This is a genomic window from Streptomyces himalayensis subsp. himalayensis, from assembly GCF_013778455.1.
Lineage (GTDB): Bacteria > Actinomycetota > Actinomycetes > Streptomycetales > Streptomycetaceae > Streptomyces > Streptomyces himalayensis.
Genome location: NZ_JACEHE010000086.1, coordinates 1 through 1,326 on the forward strand (window position 1 = coordinate 1; position 1,326 = coordinate 1,326).

General features: G+C 68.0%; 1 protein-coding gene. It reads right to left on the reverse strand.

Translation table 11 applies throughout. The annotated features are described in order from the left end of the window. Window position 1: 1 nt before the first annotated feature. Window positions 2–1,249 (reverse strand): RNA-guided endonuclease InsQ/TnpB family protein, encoded by a 1,248-nt coding sequence (locus H1D24_RS41530; RefSeq protein ID WP_181662956.1) that lies wholly within the window; start codon window positions 1,247–1,249, stop codon window positions 2–4. Between the last annotated feature and the right edge of the window lie 77 nt (window positions 1,250–1,326).

The window sequence follows — 1,326 nt, forward strand, 5'->3', positions numbered from 1 at the left end:
GTCAACTACCCGGGACGGGTCCCGGGCTTGCACAACGGGCATCACTGGCGGTGATGCTGCGTTTGCGTCCAGCCCCGTCCCGATGACTCGGTGGCGGGGCAGGGGCCGTTGACTCGGCCCCGCTTCGCCACAACTCCCACGCGCGGGCGCGGATGTTGCGGGAGCCGTTCCGGTCCGCGTGCGCAACGACGCCGCAGGACCGACACGCGAACCAGGCCTGCGAGACCCGATTCGCCTTGTCCACATGCCCGCACTCGGCGCAGGTGCGGGAGGTGTACGCCGGATCGACATACACCACCGGCACCCCCGCACGGCGGGCCTTGTACGCGATGAACGCCCCCAGCTGGGCAAAAGACCAGCTGGAGTGGGTGGCCCGTTGGGGCTTTTGAAGCCGTACCCGCTCGCGGATGCCCGTCAGCTCCTCCAGGGCGATCCCGCGACCGGTGCGTTCCGCCTCGGCCACCACATGTTTCGCGATCTTGTGGTTGATGTCCTTCGCCCGCCGCGCCTCCTTGCGCCTGCGCTTCTTCAGGCGGCGTTTCGCGGACGGGGTGTTCTTCCTCTGGAGCTTGCGGCGGAGCGTGCGTTCCCGCATCCGGATCCGGTTCAGCTCGCGCCCGGCCGTGATCTCTCCGTCGGATGTGACGGCGATGTTCACGACGCCCAGGTCGACGCCGAGGAAGTCCACCGGATCCGCGTTCAGCGGCGCCTCGGGCACCTCACAGGTGGCGAAGAGCAACCACATGCCGTCCCGGCACACGAGATCGGACTCGCCCTTGCGGTACAGGGCCAGGGTGGCCAGCTGCTCCGGGGAGGCGGTGAACGCCACGTCCTTCACCCGCCCGTGCACGGTCCAGATGGACACCCGCCGCTCGCCGATCTGCCAGGACAGCATCCGGTCGTCGTACGGCTGCGCCCCCTGCGCACGGAACGCGATCGGTTTGTCCACGGCACGGCGGTACCGCTTCGAGCCCGGCTTGCCCAGGTTCCCGGCCTTCAGGTTCGCCTTCAGCGTGGCGTACGCGTCACACACCTTCTTGATCACATGCTGGGCGGCCTGCGCACCCAGCCGCCACCGGGCCTTGATCTCGGCGTAGGTGTGCTCGCGCAGCGCGAAGTTCCTCTTCACATCCTTGTCGAAGGCAACCTCGCTCGCCCATCCAGCAGCCTCGTTGCAGGCGCGCAGGGTCGCCTCAAGTGCCGCCTGCACGGGCGTCGGCAGCATCTTGACCTGCACGACCAGCTTCACGATCACCGAACGTACACACCCGTACGACTCCCCACCACACGTTCCCCACCCATCACCCGACCGAGTGAACCCATCAC